The sequence below is a fragment of the Aquimarina algiphila genome (assembly GCF_007489275.1).
In the GTDB taxonomy this organism is placed as follows: Bacteria; Bacteroidota; Bacteroidia; order Flavobacteriales; family Flavobacteriaceae; genus Aquimarina; species Aquimarina algiphila.
In genome coordinates, this window is record NZ_VLNR01000001.1 from 154,546 (window position 1) to 172,500 (window position 17,955).

Annotated in this window: 16 protein-coding genes; 4 read left to right on the top strand and 12 right to left on the bottom strand. The window is 32.1% G+C overall.

Translation table 11 applies throughout. The annotated features are described in order from the left end of the window. Positions 1–15: 15 nt before the first annotated feature. The 11 genes from FOF46_RS00720 to FOF46_RS00770 form a co-directional block, all read right to left on the bottom strand. Positions 16–2,046: a vWA domain-containing protein gene (locus FOF46_RS00720; protein WP_143915123.1), complete on the bottom strand. Its 2,031-nt coding sequence runs from the start codon at positions 2,044–2,046 to the stop codon at positions 16–18. Positions 2,047–2,130: 84 nt separating this feature from the next. Then, positions 2,131–2,877, bottom strand: coding sequence for a 3-oxoacyl-[acyl-carrier-protein] reductase (fabG, locus tag FOF46_RS00725; protein ID WP_143915124.1), 747 nt, complete (start codon positions 2,875–2,877; stop codon positions 2,131–2,133). A 144-nt stretch (positions 2,878–3,021) separates the two neighbouring features. Next, on the bottom strand, positions 3,022–6,006 hold the full coding sequence (locus tag FOF46_RS00730; protein WP_143915125.1) for a M16 family metallopeptidase: 2,985 nt from the start codon (positions 6,004–6,006) through the stop codon (positions 3,022–3,024). Positions 6,007–6,209: 203 nt separating this feature from the next. Continuing rightward, positions 6,210–7,082, bottom strand: a complete 873-nt coding sequence (sucD, locus tag FOF46_RS00735; RefSeq protein ID WP_109437549.1) for a succinate--CoA ligase subunit alpha — start codon at positions 7,080–7,082, stop codon at positions 6,210–6,212. Between the two features lie 77 nt (positions 7,083–7,159). Next, complete coding sequence (locus FOF46_RS00740; RefSeq protein WP_109437550.1) at positions 7,160–7,564, bottom strand: nuclear transport factor 2 family protein; 405 nt, start codon at positions 7,562–7,564, stop codon at positions 7,160–7,162. Further along, positions 7,557–8,495 carry a UDP-3-O-(3-hydroxymyristoyl)glucosamine N-acyltransferase gene (locus FOF46_RS00745; protein ID WP_109437551.1) on the bottom strand — a complete coding sequence of 313 codons (939 nt, stop codon included), beginning with the start codon at positions 8,493–8,495 and terminating at the stop codon, positions 7,557–7,559. Before FOF46_RS00745 ends, FOF46_RS00740 begins: the two co-directional genes overlap by 8 nt. 30 nt (positions 8,496–8,525) lie before the next feature. Then, entirely contained in the window at positions 8,526–9,092 is a 567-nt protein-coding gene (gene efp / locus FOF46_RS00750; RefSeq protein ID WP_109437552.1) for an elongation factor P, read from the bottom strand. A 54-nt stretch (positions 9,093–9,146) separates the two neighbouring features. Continuing rightward, positions 9,147–9,929 (bottom strand): acyl-ACP--UDP-N-acetylglucosamine O-acyltransferase, encoded by a 783-nt coding sequence (gene lpxA / locus FOF46_RS00755; RefSeq protein WP_109437553.1) that lies wholly within the window; start codon positions 9,927–9,929, stop codon positions 9,147–9,149. Positions 9,930–9,945: 16 nt separating this feature from the next. After that, positions 9,946–11,349 (bottom strand): bifunctional UDP-3-O-[3-hydroxymyristoyl] N-acetylglucosamine deacetylase/3-hydroxyacyl-ACP dehydratase, encoded by a 1,404-nt coding sequence (locus tag FOF46_RS00760; protein ID WP_109437554.1) that lies wholly within the window; start codon positions 11,347–11,349, stop codon positions 9,946–9,948. Next, positions 11,342–12,370 carry a UDP-3-O-(3-hydroxymyristoyl)glucosamine N-acyltransferase gene (gene lpxD / locus FOF46_RS00765; protein ID WP_143915126.1) on the bottom strand — a complete coding sequence of 343 codons (1,029 nt, stop codon included), beginning with the start codon at positions 12,368–12,370 and terminating at the stop codon, positions 11,342–11,344. Before lpxD ends, FOF46_RS00760 begins: the two co-directional genes overlap by 8 nt. A gap of 24 nt (positions 12,371–12,394) precedes the next feature. Further along, complete coding sequence (locus tag FOF46_RS00770; protein WP_143915127.1) at positions 12,395–13,624, bottom strand: HD domain-containing protein; 1,230 nt, start codon at positions 13,622–13,624, stop codon at positions 12,395–12,397. A 144-nt stretch (positions 13,625–13,768) separates the two neighbouring features. Between FOF46_RS00770 and porX the strand changes: the two genes are divergently transcribed. The 4 genes from porX (at position 13,769) to FOF46_RS00790 (ending at position 17,574) form a co-directional block, all read left to right on the top strand. Continuing rightward, positions 13,769–15,319: a T9SS response regulator signal transducer PorX gene (porX, locus tag FOF46_RS00775; protein ID WP_109437556.1), complete on the top strand. Its 1,551-nt coding sequence runs from the start codon at positions 13,769–13,771 to the stop codon at positions 15,317–15,319. 80 nt (positions 15,320–15,399) lie between these two features. Continuing rightward, a complete protein-coding gene (gene tsaE / locus FOF46_RS00780; RefSeq protein ID WP_143915128.1) occupies positions 15,400–15,804 on the top strand; it encodes a tRNA (adenosine(37)-N6)-threonylcarbamoyltransferase complex ATPase subunit type 1 TsaE in 405 nt (134 codons plus the stop codon). Between the two features lie 91 nt (positions 15,805–15,895). Continuing rightward, positions 15,896–17,098, top strand: a complete 1,203-nt coding sequence (locus tag FOF46_RS00785) for an alanine dehydrogenase (protein ID WP_109437558.1) — start codon at positions 15,896–15,898, stop codon at positions 17,096–17,098. Between the two features lie 101 nt (positions 17,099–17,199). After that, complete coding sequence (locus FOF46_RS00790) at positions 17,200–17,574, top strand: DUF4258 domain-containing protein (protein WP_109437559.1); 375 nt, start codon at positions 17,200–17,202, stop codon at positions 17,572–17,574. 61 nt (positions 17,575–17,635) lie between these two features. Here FOF46_RS00790 and FOF46_RS00795 read toward each other — a convergent pair whose 3' ends face one another. Continuing rightward, on the bottom strand, positions 17,636–17,827 hold the full coding sequence (locus FOF46_RS00795) for a hypothetical protein (RefSeq protein WP_109437560.1): 192 nt from the start codon (positions 17,825–17,827) through the stop codon (positions 17,636–17,638). Positions 17,828–17,955 lie beyond the last annotated feature (128 nt).

Below are 17,955 nucleotides of genomic sequence, written 5' to 3' on the forward strand. Positions count from 1 at the left end.
TCTGAATTTTTAATTTTAAATAAGTCCGTTATATTTTCGTGCAAACCATTCTATCGAAAGCAATAAAATAACTATTACTAATAGATATTTCCAATCTATTAAAGATACCACATTTTCCTTGCTTTTCTGTATTGTTTGATATCTTTGATCTTCTGTTAGCTCTTTTATCAAAGCTTCATTTTGATTTAAATGAAATGACTTTCCATTAGTATTAGTAGCAACTTGCTTAAGTTTTGTTACATCTGCATTAAGAAATTGTTGCTCTACATCATATTCAAGAATTGCAAAACTTCCAGAACGTGAAATATTTTCTCCTAGAACGGTTACTGTATATTCATAATTTCCTGCTGAAAGACTACTCAAGTCAACCTCATATGAATTATTTTTCAACAACATTGGTATAGTTTGCGTTGCCTCAGTTTCTTTATTTTTTACAGAAATCCTTAAATTCCCTCTTCGATCAAATTCATAATTTTTGGTAAAATATTCTGCTTTGATACTAATATTTGCATTACCATAATAAAAGGATTCTGAAATAGTATTCAACCTACTTTTTCTTTTGTTTGAAGCAAGATACTGTATTAACTTCCCGAAAAAATCATCAAAGTCTTCAAATCCTTGACTATCCAAATAATTTTGTGCTCTCCATCTCCATATTCCTTCTCCAAACAGCACTGCTTCTCTCACTCCATTTTCCTCTATTGCGGTTATTAATACTTCATCAGTCTCTATATTACTAATTGTTCGATACAATAGCGGATCGTGATTGGTGTTTATGCTAATATCACCAAAAGTCCCTATTAAAGGAGGGTAATTCTCGAAACCAATATCTTCTAAAAGAAATGTACTATAATTGGTATTAAATCTAGGAATATAATATTCAGTTTGTCTTGTTATTTCTTGTGTATATTTATTTTGTATTTTATTTAAAAATACCCAATCTGTTTTAGTACCTGCTATAGTGAAATAATTCTTTTTTAGCGTATTTAAATCTTCATATACTTTTCTAAACCGTGTATTAGGTTGATATAAAATAACTAATTGATAATCATCTAAATCTTTTACTTCTTGAGGTTTACTGATTGATATACTGCGACGTTCATTACTTTCAACACTTTTCTTGATAGCTCCGAGATCAGGATGTACTATATCAGAAATCAAAAGTACATTTGTTTTTTGATCTATAACTTCTACTGCAAAATTTTTGTCGTTGTTTACTGTGTTTTTCTCATTCGTTAATGGAACTAATCTAGCAATATATTTAATAACACCTGCACGACTAGCGGGTAAAGTAAAACTAACAACAGCAGAATTACTTTGTTGAGAAAAAGTTATTGGTTGAGAATACACTACACCATTTCCTGATGTAACCTGAAATGTAGTTGTTACATTTTCCTGACCAGAATATGTAAGGATAGCCTCTACTGGAAATTTATTTTTTAAATACGCGTAACGATTAACATTAAGCTGTTGAATTTTGGTATCTGTTACAGCAGTTGTATCACCAGATACCACTGGATATACCGCCTGTTTATATCCTAAACTACTAAACTGATAATCTTTACCATAAGTCTGATTACCATCAGTAATCATTATCGTAGGTGCAATCGTGTTTTTATAAATCTGATCTAATTCTTCTAAAGCTTTAGATATATTGGTTTGTTTTTGATCGAAAGAAAGATCTAACGAATCTTTTAATTTACCGGCAAATGAGTAATACACAAGATCAAACCTATCATTTAATTCTTCGTTTTCTTTTATTTGATTTATGAATTTAATGACTGACTGATCTTGTCGGAGATTTTTTATTGATGAAGAATTATCTACAGCAACAATTAAATCTGGTTTCTCTACATAATACGTTTTTTGCTTAAATGTTGGATTAATTAATAACAACAAGAGTGAGAAAACACTAAGAAAACGTAAAAAAGCAAAGAATAGGCTATTTTTTTTCCTATTCTTTGCCTTATATATATACTGAAACAATGCTATAACCAATGCGATTACAAAAGCAGCTATGATCAATAAAATTGTTTCTATTTGCATGTTTCTAAAGTTAGAGGTAAAGGCAGAAAGTTAGAAGTTGAACAGTATAATTATCTAACAACTCTTACTTTCTAACTCCTTTCTTTATGTTAACATTCCTCCGTCAACATTAAGCACTTGTCCTGTGATGTAAGCACTTAAATCACTTGCCAAAAACAGACATGTATTTGCAATATCTTCTGGAGTACCTCCTCTTTTTAATGGAATAGCATTACGCCATCCATCGACCACTTTTTCATCTAACTTCTCAGTCATTTCGGTTTCTATAAAACCAGGAGCAACTACATTACTACGAATATTTCTTGATCCCAATTCTAAGGCTACCGATTTAGAAAACCCAATAATTCCAGATTTTGAAGCAGCATAATTCGCTTGACCTGCATTACCTTTTACTCCAACAACAGAACTCATATTAATAATACTTCCTTTACGTTGTTTGAGCATAGTTCGTTGTACCGCTTTAGTCATATTAAATACGCTCTTGAGGTTTACTTCTATTACTTTATCAAAATCTTCCTCACTCATACGCATCAAAAGATTATCCTTTGTAATCCCTGCATTATTTACCAAAATATCTACACCCCCAAAAGTTTCTAAAACAGACGCTACCAATTCTTGAGCATCATCATAATTGGCTGCATTACTTTGATATCCTTTAGCTTTAATTCCTAATACATTTAATTCTTTTTCTAAAGCATTTGCCGCTTCTACTGAAGAACTATATGTAAAAGCAACATTAGCCCCTTGTTGCGCAAAAATTTCTGCTATTCCTTTGCCGATACCACGAGTAGCTCCTGTGATAATAGCCGTTTTACCTTGTAAAAGATTCATTCGTTATGTTTCTATTTTTTTTGTACTTCTGTACAATTTATAATTTGCAATGTAAATTCAAATATAAGAATTACAAATAGGTCATCAGCAATAAACCCTGCGATTTCTCACAGGGTTTATAAACAAATTATAGTTTATCAAATTTTATAATTTTATGTCTTCATTTTTCTTTTCATAATTGAAAAGATAATCAATGTCCATTTCCTTAACCTCTCCTAATTTAGATAAAGCTTTCATATCTGCATCTTTCTTATTCCCGATCACAAGAACATTATAAGTTTCACCTTTGATATTTTCATTAAAGAAAGATTTAAGGTCAGCTAATGTCATATTTTTAATCGTTTCATACATCTCTTCTCTATTATCATAATCAATTCCTCTTTTCTTCAGGTTTTCATAAGACCAAAATATATTTGACTTTGTAATTCGTTTAGCTGCAATTTTCTTTAAAGTGGCTTCTTTTGCTTGATTAAATTGCTCTTCTGCTTCTGGCATATTTGTCATAAGATCCATCATTGCATCAACAGCTTGAGGCATTTTGTTCGCCTGTGTGCCTATATATGCATACACATAATCTGAATCTCCTTTTTCACTAGCCATACTATATTGTGAAAATGCAGAATATGCTAAAGATTTTGATTCACGAATTTCCTGAAATACAATTGAAGATAATCCACTACCAAAATAGGTATTAAACAAACTTGAAGCTGCCATTTTTTTAGGGTCAAACTCTGCTCCTTTTGCTAGGAAAATCATTTCACTCTGGACCATATCATAATCTACAAAATATACATTTCCTCCTGTTTCTTTTTCTATATAGGTAGCCTTTTCAGGGTATTCTTTCAAATCACCAGAAATAGTATGATTTTTATCCAAAGAAGCAAGTGCCGCTTCTACATCCTTACCATAATAGAACACACGTTGTTTATAGGTATATAATTCTTTTATTTTGTTAACCAAATCCTGAGGATTGATTTCCTTTAGTTCATTGATTGTATATATATTACGTAATCTAGAGTTTTCTCCAAATTTGCCATAATTCAATAATCCATTCCAAAGAATATTCTGTTTTTGCGTCTTCCCATCCTGACGGCCTTTTGCTATTTGATCAACAAATTTATCATATGCTTCCTGATCTGCAACTGCATTTTTCCATAGATCTTCTAATAAAATTAATCCTTTATCAAGGTTTTCTTTCAACCCTGAAATACTAACATTTGTTCTATCTTTGGAAGAGTTTATACTATAATTAATTCCTAATTTATAGAATTCTTTTTTAAGTTCTTCTGCTGAATATTTGTCTGTCCCCAGGTAATCGAAATAGCCAGAAGCTACTGACAATGTCTTATCATTATCTATTCCTAAATCAAAAATAATAGTAAGGTTAAAGAGATCATTATTTTCATTTTCTATATAGGATACAGAAACACCGCTATTCGTTTTGGTCGACTTAATCGCTGTTTTGTAATCAATAAATTTAGGCTGTAATGCAGGAGATTCTATTTTTTTAAATTCTTGAATAAACACTGACTCTTTATCCCTATTTAACTCAACAGGAGTAATTCCTGGATTTTCTACCTTAACAATATTCTTATCTTCTCCTTTGATTTTATGTACTTCAACATAGTTATTCCCATAATGCTTATTAGCAAAATCGATCACTTCTTGCTTTGTAATTTTTTTCATATCATCCAACATAGTCAAACGATCTTTCCAATCTGTGAAATGAATAAAGGCATCAAGATATTGGTATGCAGTAGCGCTGGCATTTTCAAATTGTCGTACTCTTGTTAATTTTAAATCATTAACTACAGCATCAATTAGCCAGTCATCAAATTCTCCTTTTTTAATTTTTTCTATCTCACCTAACAGTAGCTCTTTAACTTCATCTAAGGTTTGTCCTTCTTTCGGCATTCCATATAATAAATGAAACCCGTAATCGTTATCAAAATTTGTAAAAGAAGATGCATTTTGCACCATTTGTTTTTGATTAAGATCTAAATCAATCAACCCTGCTTGTGAATTCGCTAAAATATAGTCAACCAGCACCACCATAGTCTCCTCTTTTGTCCCAAAACCATCTGTTCTAAATGCTACATATACAGATTCTGCAGTTGGACCGTATACCTCTTTTTTGATTGGTGAAGTTAGTGCTGGTTCTTTTGGGAAATTAGGATGGGTGACTTCTTTAGACTCATATCCTCCAAATGCTTCGTTTACTTTCTTAATTGTACTATCAAAGTCTAAATCTCCAACTAAAATCACAGCCATATTATTTGGCACATAATACTTATCAAAATATGCATTAATAGCTTCCATAGATGGATTCTTTAAATGCTCTGATTTACCAATTGTAGACTGAGTTCCGTACGGATGATTAGGATACAGCCCTTCTAAAACAGCAAAATATTGCTTACGACCATCACTATCCTGACCTCTATTAAATTCTTCATATACTGCCTCGAGCTCTGTATGAAACAAACGCAATACTACCTGACTAAATCGTTCACTTTCAACTTTAAGCCATTTATCTAACTCATTAGATGGAATTTTATTAACATAAACAGTTTGTTCATTTGATGTAAAAGCATTTGTTCCTTCTGCACCTAATGAGTTCACCAATTTATCATACTCATTAGCAATAGAAATTTTTGAAGCTTCGAGAGATACTTCATCTATTTTTTTGTAGATTTCTTGCTTTTTCTCTGGATCTGTTTCTGCTTTATGCTGTTCATACAAATCAGAAATTTCTTTTAAGAATACTTTTTCTTTTTCAAAATCCTGAGTACCAATTTCATCGGTTCCCTTAAACACCATATGCTCCAGATAGTGCGCTAAACCAGTATTATCGGCAGGATCGTAAGTCGAACCAGCTTTAACAGCAATTAAAGTCTGAATTTTTGGTTCCTCTTCATTCTTACCCAAATATACTTTTAAACCATTATCTAATGTATACAATCGTAAACCTGTAGGATCATTAGTTACAGTTTCATAATTAAATCCCGAAACATCTGTATGTTGCTCTACCTTTACTTCTTGGGACTCTTTGTTAGTTTCTGATGATGAATTTTTACAATTACTTAGGCAAACGGCCAATAGTAATAGTAAAAATGTTTTAATTAATTTCATATCCTATTTTAATTGTTTTATGGTGATGTTACACCTGAGTTGATTATATGAGTTAGTTTATAATTAATGTACTATAATACGTGTTGTTCTTTTCAATGTTACGTTTTTTAAGCTTTTTTTAACAAACAATATGTTCCTTGAAACAAAAAACCTCTTGAAAATATATTCAAGAGGTTTTTTTATATTAAAGTATACTATAATATCTATCCTAATACTTCTGCAACTTTCTTTCCTATTTCTGCAGGAGAATCTACCACGTGTATTCCACATTCTCTCATTATTGCTTTTTTGGCAGCTGCGGTATCTTCACTACCTCCAACAATTGCTCCTGCATGTCCCATAGTACGTCCAGCAGGTGCAGTCTCACCAGCAATAAAACCAACAACAGGCTTAGAAGTTCCGCTTTCTTTTATCCATTTTGCAGCATCAGCTTCTAACTGGCCACCAATTTCACCTATCATTACCACGCATTCGGTTTCTGGGTCATTAATCAATAATTCTACAGCTTCTTTTGTGGTAGTACCAATTATTGGATCCCCGCCAATTCCTATTGCAGTAGTAATTCCTAATCCTTGTTTCACTACTTGATCAGCAGCTTCATACGTCAAAGTTCCTGATTTTGATACTATCCCTACGTTTCCTTTTTTAAATACAAAACCTGGCATAATCCCAACTTTTGCTTCTCCCGGAGTAATTACTCCAGGACAATTTGGTCCAATAAGAGTACATTCTTTATTGCTAATATAATTCGATGCAGTAATCATATCCGCCACTGGAATACCTTCTGTAATAGTAATAATAACTTTAATCCCAGCATCAGCAGCTTCCATAATCGCATCAGCAGCAAAAGCTGGTGGTACAAAAATAATTGTAGTATCAGCACCTACTTCTTTTACCGCGTCTTCGACAGTATTAAAAACAGGTTTATCGAGATGTGTTTGTCCCCCTTTACCAGGAGTCACTCCTCCAACAACGTTTGTACCATATTCTATCATTTGACCTGCATGAAAAGTACCTTCACTACCGGTAAAACCTTGTACAATAATTTTTGAATCTTTATTAACTAAAACACTCATTGCGTTATGATTTTTTATTTTTTTTAAAGAGCTTCAAAAGTAAGCTTTTGAACATTATGTTTAAAATGAAAAAGTAATTATTTTGAAATAAAAGACATCATACTTTCTGGAGTATTATCTCCTTGTTGACTTATTTGATATCCTTTATATAATTTATCATCTTTAAGTTCCCAAATTGTAATAAAATGCGCTATTGCATCTTCTTTTTCTGGATTTTCGATTGTCTTTGCAAAGTAAGTATATCTAATAGTTACAGAGCTGCCTTCTGCAATAAGATGACTAATTTCACATCTAAAAGTTTCAAAAGATAAAGCCATCTCACTAAACATGGTTTTTATATCATTGAAATCCTTCTTATTAAATCCGAAACTACTATTCCAGTATAATATAATTTCAGGATGCAAATATTTAGAAAATGCTTCAACATCATGAATAAGATCAGTTTCATAAAAAGATCTTACTATTTCCTTTGCACTATTCATTCTTTTTTAATTTTTCTATTAATTCTGGTACCTGTCTAATGGCAGCAATCTCTTTATATTTCTTTCTAAAATCATCAGCAGGAGTACCAAAATAACTTTTATTAGCTCCTAAAGATTTGCTTACTCCCGATTGAGCTGAAATAATTGCTTTTGTTCCAATTCTAACATCACTTGTTATACCTACCTGTCCCCAAATAGTTACTTCATCTTCTATAACAACACAACCTGCTATACCTACTTGAGATGCAATTAAACACTTCTCTCCTATTACAGTATCATGACCAATATGAACCTGATTATCTATTTTAGTTCCTTTTTTGATCGTCGTATCACCAGTAACTCCTTTGTCAATTGTACATGAAGCACCTATATCAACATTATCCTCAAGCACTACTCTTCCTCCAGAAATCAATTTATCAAAACCTTCGGGTCTTTTTTTATAATAAAAAGCATCTCCTCCTAAAACACTTCCAGAATGAATTGTTACATTATCTCCTATAATTGTATTGTCATAAATACTCACATTAGCATGAATACAACAATTATTACCGATAGTTACGTTATTACCTACAAAACTCCCTGGTTGTATGATCGTATTTTCTCCTATTTTAGCCGTATCTGAAAGTAAAGAATTTGCTTTTTCAAAAGGTTTAAAATATTTGGTAAGTGTGTTAAAATCTCTAAATGGATCATCAGAAATTAGAAGCGCCTTACCTTTGGGACAATCTACATTTTTATTAATCAAAATAATTGTAGCCGCACTTTGCAAAGCTTTATCATAGTATTTTGGATGATCAACAAAAACAATATCCCCTGGAGAGACAACATGTATTTCATTCATTCCCAAAACTGGAAAATTGGGATCTCCTATATACTCACTAGAAATAATAGTGGCAATTTGTTCTAAGGTGTGTTTCTGAGGAAATTTCATTTTTTAAATCAAGAAATTCAGCATTCTGAATTATTCTTTAATACGTTCTTTATATGTACCTTTTTCTGTTTCTACTTTAATCTTATCACCTTCATTAATAAAAAGAGGTACCATTACTTCTGCTCCTGTTTCTACAGTTGCAGGTTTTGTTGCATTTGTTGCTGTATTTCCTTTTACTCCTGGTTCTGTAGCGGTAACTTCAAGAATTACACTTGCTGGCATTTCTACAGAGAGAGGCATTTGATCTTCAGAGTTAATAATTACAGTCACTACTTCTCCTTCTTTTAGTAAGCCTGGGGCATCTAAAACAGATTTTTCTAAAGTGATTTGATTGTAATCTTCTGTATTCATAAAATGAAAAGTGTCACCTTCAGCGTATAAATATTGAAATTTATGCGTCTCAACACGTACATCTTCGATTTTATGTCCCGCAGAGAATGTATTATCAATTACTTTTCCTGTGGTAACACTCTTTAGTTTAGTACGCACAAAAGCAGGACCTTTACCTGGTTTCACATGTAAAAATTCAATAATTTTATAGATGTCATGATTATATTTAATACATAATCCATTTCTGATATCACTAGTACTTGCCATTATTTAGTATTCTTTATTTCTTATTAATCAAATATAAAAGATATCTCCAATTTTCTAATTAGAGAAATACCCTTTCATAATACCTCTTTGCGAATTTTTAATAAATTCTAACACTTCATCTCGTTCTGGAGTAGCCTCCATTTCAGCTTCTATAATAGCAACTGCTTGCGAGTTATTATAATTTTGCTGATATAAAATTCTATAGATATTTTGTACTTCTCTTATTTTTTCTGTCGTAAATCCTCTTCTACGTAAACCGATAGAATTTATTCCAACATAAGACAAAGGCTCTCTTGCTGCTTTAACATATGGTGGTACATCTTTACGCACTAATGATCCTCCTGTAACAAAAGCATGATTTCCAATACTACAAAACTGTTGTACTGCTGCCATACCTGCCAAAACCACATAATCTCCTACATTAATATGTCCTGCTAATGTACTATTATTAGAAAATATACAGTTATCACCTACAATACAATCATGAGCAATATGACAATAAGCCATAATCCAACAGTTCTTACCTATTTTGGTTTTCATTCTATCCGCAGTACCTCGATTTATAGTAACACATTCGCGAATAGTTGTATTATCTCCGATTTCTGTGATCGTATCCTCATCATTAAACTTTTTATCCTGAGGGGTTGCCGAAATAACCGCTCCGGGGAAAATGCTACAGTTTTTTCCAATACGTGCACCTTCCATAATAGTAACATTGGAACCTATCCAGGTTCCTTCTCCAATTACTACATTATTATGTATAGTTGTAAAAGGTTCTATTACAACATTTTTTGCAATTTTTGCTCCTGGATGAACATATGCTAAAGGTTGATTCATCTACTATTATTTATTGTTATTTTGATTTTACTATTTGTGCCATAAGCTCTGCTTCAGTCACTAATTTACCATTAGCATAAGCAAATGCTTGCATATGACATATACCTCTACGAATTGGAGTAATTAGCTCCAACTTAAATATTAACGTATCCCCGGGCAATACCTGTTGTTTAAACTTTACTTTATCTATTTTCATAAAATAGGTAAGATAATTTTCAGGATCCGGAACTGTACTTAGTGCTAAAATACCTCCGGTCTGAGCCATTGCTTCAACCTGAAGTACTCCTGGCATTACTGGTGCTCCAGGAAAATGCCCTTCAAAAAATGGTTCATTCATTGTCACATTCTTAAGTCCTACAACATGGCTGTCTGACATCTCAAGAATCCTGTCTATCAATAAAAAAGGAGATCGATGCGGAAGCATTTCCATAATCTTATTGATATCCATTAATGGTGGCTTATTAAGATCAAATTGAGGAACTTTATTACGTTTCTCTATCTTAATAATCTTAGAAAGTTTTTTTGCAAACTGTGTGTTCACAAAGTGACCGGGCTTATTAGCTATGATCTTACCTCTTATTCTGGTTCCTATTAATGCTAAATCTCCTATTACATCCAATAATTTATGTCGAGCAGCTTCATTTGGATAATGTAAAGTTAAGTTATCCAAAATACCGTTAGGTTTTATAGCGATAGATTCTTTCCCAAAGGCAACTTTAAGTTTCTCCATGGTACTAGGACTAAGCTCCTTATCAACATAAACAATAGCATTATTTAAATCACCACCTTTTATTAGACCGTGTTCTAACAACATTTCTAACTCATGTAAAAAACTAAATGTTCTCGCATCAGCTATTTCCTTTTTAAAATCAGAAAGATGTTTTAGAGATGCATTTTGAGTTCCTAGAACTTTAGTACCAAAATCCACCATAGTAGTAACCTGGTATTCATCAGAAGGCATTACTATAATTTCACTACCTGATTCTTCATCAACATATGAAATTACATCTTTTACGATATATTCTTCTCTTTCTGCTTCTTGCTCTACAATACCTGCAGATTCTAAAGCTTCTATAAAAAACTTACTCGAACCATCCATTATTGGTGGTTCTGAAGCATTTAACTCTATCAAAAGGTTATCAATCTCTAATCCTACACAAGCGGCAAGTACATGTTCTGAAGTCTGGATACTAACTCCATTTTTCTCTAAATTTGTACCTCGTTGTGTATTTACAACATAATTAGCATCTGCCTCGATGATAGGATTTCCTTCCAAATCAATTCTACAAAATGCATAACCGTGATTTTCGGGAGCGGGTTTAAAGGTTAATGTTACCTCTTTTCCTGTATGTAAACCTACTCCAGTAAGTATTACCTCCTTTTCAATGGTTCTTTGTTTGCTCATGACAACGTCACTCATTATTATTTATCTTTTTCTCTAGTTTGTATACTCTATCTACTATTTTGGGAAGGTTTTTAAAATGCACATAGGATTTATTAAAATCAGAATATCCCAAAGCTGGAGATCCCTGAATAGCTTCTCCATCTTTAATATTTCTTCCAATACCGGTTTGAGCCTGTATTCTCACATTGTTACCTATAGTTAAATGCCCTGCAATACCAACTTGTCCTCCTATTAAACAATGTTTTCCTATTTTGGTTGACCCGGCAATACCGGTTTGCGCTGCAATTGCAGTATGTTCTCCAATTTCTACGTTATGAGCAATCTGTATTTGGTTATCTAATTTTACTCCATTATGTATAACTGTAGACCCAAGTGTGGCTCTATCAATTGAGGTACCTGCTCCCACATCTACATTATCTCCAATAACAACATTACCTGTTTGAGGCACTTTACTATATTCTCCTTTTTCATTTGGTGTAAATCCAAAACCATCGGCTCCTACTATTGCTCCACTATGGATAACACAACCATTTCCAATTATAGTCTCAGAATAAACCTTTGCTCCTGCAAAAACAACAGCATTATCTCCAATGGTTACATTATCTCCTATATAAACGTTAGGGAAAATTTTTGCATTCTTTCCTATTTTAACGTTTTCACCCATATAAGAAAATGCACCAAAATAAATTGCTTCTCCATAAACGGCTGTCTTAGAAATAAAACTGGGTTGTTCTATCCCAACTTTATTCATTTTTACCATATTGTAATATTCCAACAATTGAGAAAAAGCTTTATAGGCGTCATCTACTCTTATAAGAGTTGTTTTTATATTTGATTCTGCTTCAAAGGTTTTATCTACAATAGTAATAGATGCATCAGTAGAATATATGTATTGAGTATATTTAGGGTTTGACAAAAAGGTTAGTGAGCCTTTTGTTCCTTCCTCTATTTTAGCTAGTTTAGATACTTCAACAGTTTCATCTCCCTCGATTTCTCCGTTTAAAATACCCGCAATTTGTGTGGCTGTAAAAATCATTCTAGCAAAAGTATAAAAAATGTGTTAATGTTTATGCTTCGGATAGCACATAAAATATTTGGTAACTGGTTTTGATAAAGCTTCTAAGTTAAACTGATCAGTAGCTTTTACAATATCAACAATTTTTCTAGATTTGTATAAAACATTGATATTCTGCTTATTTAGATGATATGCTTGGTTTGAAATAGCTCCTTCAAATATAAAATAACGTGCTTCTTCATTCGAAATTTTATATTTTTCCTTAAATTTCTTTATATGCTCTTCTTTCTTTTTTTCCTGAAAAGGCTTCTTTTTAATTTTAATTTTCAAAAGATCACGATCTATAATCATTAAAGATAATGTGCTCAAAACAAAATCATCTGAAGTAGACCATTCTTTCATTGCAGAAACAATATCATAATCATCTAACCTCGAAAATGTATGTAACACTTCAGAAGTAAAGTTCTCTGATGTGATTTTATTTTTTAAGAAAAAAGTTAAAGGTTCACTCGCTCTTAGGTCTACTCCTTTATCAACAAGCTCCTTTGCTCTTTTTAAAACTCTAATTAATAAACTCTCTGCAACAAGACTCGTTTTATGAAGATATACTTGCCAATACATCAAACGTCTTGCAAGTAAAAACTTCTCAACAGAATAAATTCCTTTTTCTTCTACTACTAAAGCATCATCTACTACAGTTAACATAGTGATTAAACGCTCACTATTAATATTGCCCTCTGCTACACCAGTATAAAAGCTATCTCTTTTTAAATAATCCAAACGATCCATATCCAATTGTCCAGAAATCAATTGATGTAAAAAATCCCGATGATACTCTCCTTTGAAAATTTTTATCGCAAGCGTTAAACTACCGTTAAATTCTTCGTTAATTTCCTCCATAAACATCAAGGAAATTGACTCATGATTTACCTCATTTACGATACTATGCTCCATCGCATGAGAAAAAGGACCATGACCAATATCATGTAATAAAATTGCTGCATATAACGCTACTTCTTCATCTTCAGAAATGCTAATCCCTTTAAAACGAAGAACTCTCACCGCTTTTTGCATAAGATGCATACAACCTAATGCATGATGAAATCGAGTATGATGAGCACCAGGATATACTAGATACGATAACCCCATCTGCGATATACGACGTAACCTTTGAAAATACCTATGCTCTATTAGATCAAAAATTAGTTCATTCGGTATCGTAATAAAACCGTAAATTGGGTCGTTTAATATTTTGAGCTTATTTCTTTTTTTCAAGTTCATTTTGCCTTTACGGAAGCAAATATACATATATGACAATCATATACGTATATTTCTAAATGAATTTAAGAGAATCAAGTTTACTATTTGGGGGCAAATAAGCATTCTCACAAGTCAACACATAATTAAAATTAAAACTAAATGAGTAAAATAAAGATACTTTGGGTAGATGATGAAATTGATTTACTTAAACCACATATATTGTTTTTGGAAAAGAAAAACTATGAAGTAACAAAATGTCAAAGTGGTACAGAAGCCATTGATATATTGGATGAAGATAACTTTGATATCATTTTTTTAGATGAAAACATGCCTGGACTTTCTGGAATAGAAACACTGTCTGAAATCAAAGAAAAAGAAGATGGTATCCCTGTAGTCATGATCACTAAAAGTGAAGAAGAATATATTATGGAGGAAGCTATTGGTAGTAAAATTGCTGATTACCTTATTAAGCCCGTAAATCCCAATCAAATTCTTTTAAGTCTGAAGAAAAACTTAGACAATTCGCGTTTAGTATCAGAAAAAACCACTGCCAATTATCAACAAGAATTTAGAAAAATAGCGATGGATATGGCGATGGTAAATTCTTTTGAAGAGTGGTCAGAATTATATCAAAGATTAATCTATTGGGAATTACAACTTGAAAACATAGAAGATACTGGGATGTTTGAGATCCTTGAATCTCAAAAAGTAGAAGCTAATTCACAGTTTTGCAAATTTATAGATAAGAATTACCCAGATTGGTTTAGCGGAAGTAATGATGCCCCCGTAATGTCGCATACATTATTTAAGGAAAAAGTGGTCCCTGAAATAAGTAAAGATCAACCGACCTTATTGGTTGTCATTGATAATTTACGTTATGATCAATGGAAAGCTTTTGAACCAACGATAAACAACTATTACAAAAAAGAACAAGAAGATTCTTATTTTAGTATTTTGCCTACGGCAACTCAATATGCCAGAAACTCTATCTTTTCTGGGCTTATGCCTTCTGAAATGAAAAAGAAACATCCAGATTTATGGCTTGACGACACTGACGAAGGAGGAAAAAACATGAATGAAAATGAGTTTTTAACAGCCCAGCTACAACGATTGGGACTTAATATCAAACATGAGTATTATAAAATCACAAATGAAAGATCTGGTAAAACTTTAGCTGCAAATTTTAAAGGGTTAAAGGATAATGATCTAACGGTAGTTGTTTACAACTTTGTAGATATGCTCTCTCATAGTAAAACCGAAATGGAGGTTATTAAAGAATTAGCATCAAATGATAAATCCTATAGATCACTTACGCAAAGTTGGTTCAAAAATTCGCCTTTACTAGAAATGATTCAACAAGCACAGCAATTAGGTTTTAAACTTCTTATAACTACAGATCATGGTACTATAAATGTAAAAAATCCATCTAGAGTTATTGGCGATAAAAATACGAGTCTTAATTTAAGGTACAAGACAGGAAAAAGTCTTACTTATGAAAAAAAGGAAGTTCTGGAAGCTATAAACCCAAAAGATATTCATCTACCTTCTATTAACATGAGTAGTTCGTTTATTTTTGCAAAAGGAGACTATTTTTTTGCATACCCAAACAATTATAACCACTATGTAAGTTATTATAGGAACACTTATCAACATGGAGGAGTTTCTCTAGAAGAAATGATTATTCCTTTTATTGTTTTAAATCCAAGATAAATACAGAATTTAAGTAAATTTCATTTAGCTAAAGTATATTTGTAGTTATTATTTCTAAAGTTAAATTTATCAACATAATAATGACGTTAGTATACACTCTAGAAGATTTACCCGATGTAGCCAAGAAACTAATTTCGAATATCAAACATAAAATTATCTTGTTTGATGCTTCTATGGGGACCGGAAAAACTACTTTAATCAAAGAGATTTGTAAACAATTAGGCGTACAAGATGTTATTTCTAGTCCGACCTACTCTTTGGTAAACGAATATAAAAGTAACAATGGACTGATATATCATTTTGATTTTTACAGAATAGAAAATGAAGAAGAAGCTTATCATATTGGGTTTGAAGAATATTTAGATTCTGATGCATGGGTATTTATAGAGTGGCCCGATAAAATTGCTAATTTACTTCCAGAAAATGTATCAAAAGTTAAGATTGATTTACTTGAAAATCAAAAAAGGAGTTTGTCTTATAATTGAATACATTTTTGCTTGTTAAATTTTAAATATTTGCTCCAACTTGCTTTCTTGAGTTTTTTATTCGTAATTTGAGTTAAAGAATTTCACGCAAATGAGTACACCTAAATCTCCTTTTACAAAAGAGCAATTGCTACCACAGGAGGAAATGATCGAAGTAGCACGCAAAAAAGGAAAACTATTTATAGGTATCCCAAAAGAAACTCACTATCAAGAGAAACGTGTTTGTCTTACTCCTGATGCTGTTGCTGCATTGACAGCTCATGGTCATAGAGTTTTATTAGAAACTAATGCTGGAATTGGTGCTAGCTTTTCTGATAGAGATTATAGCGAAGCTGGAGCTGAAATCACTAATGACAGAACAAAAGTGTTTGGTTGCCCTATTATTCTTAAGGTAGAACCACCATCTTTGGAAGAACTAGAGCATATAAATCCACAAACCGTATTAATCTCTGCTTTACAGCTTAAAACTCAATCAAAAGACTATTTTCAAGAACTTGCAAAAAAAAGAATCACAGCATTAGGTTTTGAATTTATTCGTGATGCAGATGGAGCATATCCAGCCGTTAGGGCATTAAGCGAAATCGCAGGAACTGCTGCAGTTTTAATCGCATCAGAATTAATGAACAGCGTTTCTACTCAAGGCTCTGGATTAATGATGGGAAATATTAGTGGTGTACCCCCTGTAGAAGTTGTAATTGTGGGAGCAGGTACTGTTGGTGAATTTGCTGCACGTTCTGCAATTGGTCTAGGAGCTAACGTCAAAATCTTTGATAACTCCATAACTAAACTACGTTGTATACAGACTAACATAGGGAGACCTTTATTTACTTCTACTATTCAACCCAAAAACTTACTCAAAGCATTACGTCGTTGTGATGTAGTAATTGGAGCTGTAAGAGGAAAGAACAGAGCTCCAATAATTGTTACTGAAACTATGGTAGAACGTATGAAACCAGGCTCAGTAATAATTGATGTTAGTATTGATATGGGAGGATGTTTTGAAACCAGTGAGATCACATCACATGATCATCCTACTTTTCAAAAACATGGAGTAGTTCATTATTGTGTTCCTAATATCCCTTCTCGTTATGCAAGAACATCATCTTTGTCAATAAGCAATATTTTCACCCCTTATCTATTGCAAATAGGAGATGAAGGCGGAATAGAAAATGCTGTACGCTTTGATAGAGGATTAAAAAATGGGCTATATTTCTATCACGGAATTTTAACCAGCAAACCCATAGCAGACTGGTTTGATCTTTCATATCGCGATATCAACTTACTCATTTTATAAAATGTCCTATTACATTTTTTTTACTTAAAACTAGTCTTGTTTTTATATCTAAGAATTCCAAAATTTACTTACTTTTGGCGTCATAATATTGCTTTTTATTTATGAAACTAGCGCAGCGGTTATTTTATTACTTAGGTGGATTTGCTATAGGTCTTATACTTTTATTTTTCTTTTTGGGAGGAAAAAATGCTTCTTGTGACTATGGCCCTTCTGCCAGAGTTCTTAAAAATATTAGAATTAAAAAACGAGCTTTTTCTAATGAAGCAATAAACAATATGAGAACCTATCAAATTGATACTGCTGATATATCTCTCCTTTTAACAAAAGGTAATGTTGATTTTTCTAAAAGTAATACAAAATTAGACTCCTGTAGAACATATTTCATTGAAGGTTCTATTAAAGAACAAAACATACATATGCTAGTTGAAAATTGTGACTCAATAGCAAAGATTAATGTCCTTAACAAAAGTAATTAAGTAACAATACTTTTTTACTTTTAATATAGAAAATGTAAAAACTCTCTATACTGACCGGTATTTATTCTATAAAATCACCAATAAAAATACCTCCGTTTTTACTTACGTTTATAAAATACAAATCAAATAGTTGTGAAATAGAATCTCTACCTCCCTTAGAAAACCAATACATTGAATCACCTAAAGAAAAACCAGCTCCAGAAGATATTTCCGAAGAAATAGAACTTCCTCCATAGGAAGAAAATATAATCAATACCCGTTGTGCATTTAGAAAAAGTTGCGCAAACTGCTAAAAGGCAGTAAATTGTAGTTACGACACTATAATTCATATGCACAACTTTCAAGCAAATTACGATAAAATACTCAAGGTTTTAAAAGGAT